Source organism: Vibrio sp. 704, from assembly GCF_033339295.1.
In genome coordinates, this window is the sequence record NZ_JAWOUH010000095.1 from 1 (window position 1) to 1,182 (window position 1,182).

1 protein-coding gene and 1 pseudogene are annotated in these 1,182 nt (G+C 46.7%); one reads left to right on the top strand and one right to left on the bottom strand.

What is annotated here, in order from left to right:
- Positions 1-363 (bottom strand): pseudouridine synthase (locus R7R24_RS24690; protein WP_318119724.1); only part of this gene is annotated, 363 nt, incomplete at its 3' end.
- 328 nt (positions 364-691) lie between these two features.
- On the opposite strand from R7R24_RS24690, the pseudogene R7R24_RS24695 reads away from it, so the two are divergent.
- Positions 692-1,182, top strand: a pseudogene (locus R7R24_RS24695) (divalent metal cation transporter); the annotation flags it as partial.

The following is a 1,182-nucleotide window of genomic DNA, read 5'->3' on the forward strand; positions in this document are numbered from 1 at the left end:
GTTTGGCCAGTCACAGATCAATGGCAGATCGATTTCGCCCTCTTCCTGCTCGACATGACCCCAAACGCGTGCGTAGTAAATTTTATGCGTTAAGCGGAACTGGAACTGCTTTTTCAACGCACTTTCTGCTCGCTTGTTTTTAGCCAGTACCATCAATCCCGACGTCGACATATCTAAGCGATGCACGACTTGGATATCTGGGTACTCTTCCTGTAAACGACTCCACATGCTGTCATGGTGTTCTGCAAGACGTCCCGGAACTGACAACAAACCAGACGGCTTATTCACAGCCAAGATATGGTCGTCCTCAAAAACGATGTCGATCCAAGGATCAGTCGGTGGGTTGTACTCAAGCATTGCCATGGGTGGGATCTCTAGAAAATAAAAACGCCGCGATTATAACGAGGGCTCAGTCAAAACGCATTTTAATTTCGTGACCAATGAAAACACCAAAATCAACAGGGTTAATCAAGTCAATAAATTCGAAAAATAAAATAAAAACTGATTTGTAAATATAGTTTGACAAGTACTGCGGGAGTGATATTTATAGAGTGGTTACCCAAATAACTTTATTCCGTTCGGAAAAGCACCCCATAACATTAAATAAGGTTTCACGCCGTTTGGATTCCCGCGAACCGTTCTCGCGGGGGAAGGTTATGCCGCTATACACAACATCAAAGGACAATAAGAAATGGAATCCGCCGTACCAGATCAACCCCAATCCAGAATATCGCTATTTTTCCGCTCACTTGGCCCAGGCATCCTAATGGCTTCTGCGGCGGTGGGCGGTTCTCACCTTGTAGCCTCAACCAAAGCGGGCGCTATCTATGGCTGGCAACTTGCCGCACTCATCCTGCTCGTAAACCTGTTTAAATACCCATTTTTCCGAGCTGGCGTGCAATATACGATGGGCACAGGGCTTACGTTAGTCGAAGGCTACGCGAGACTGGGGCGCCCTTACCTTTGGTTGTTTCTGTTCTTAAGTGTGGTGTCGGCGGTGATCAACACCGCAGCATTGTTGATGTTTAGTGCGAGCTTGCTGGGTTACTTCATACCGTTTTCACTGTCGATGGCATCGTTGAGCATCATCGTTTTGGTCACGTGTTTGATCATTTTATTCGCCGGCCATTACAAAGCACTCGACACACTTTCGAAAGTGATCATGTCCGTGCTCACCATTGC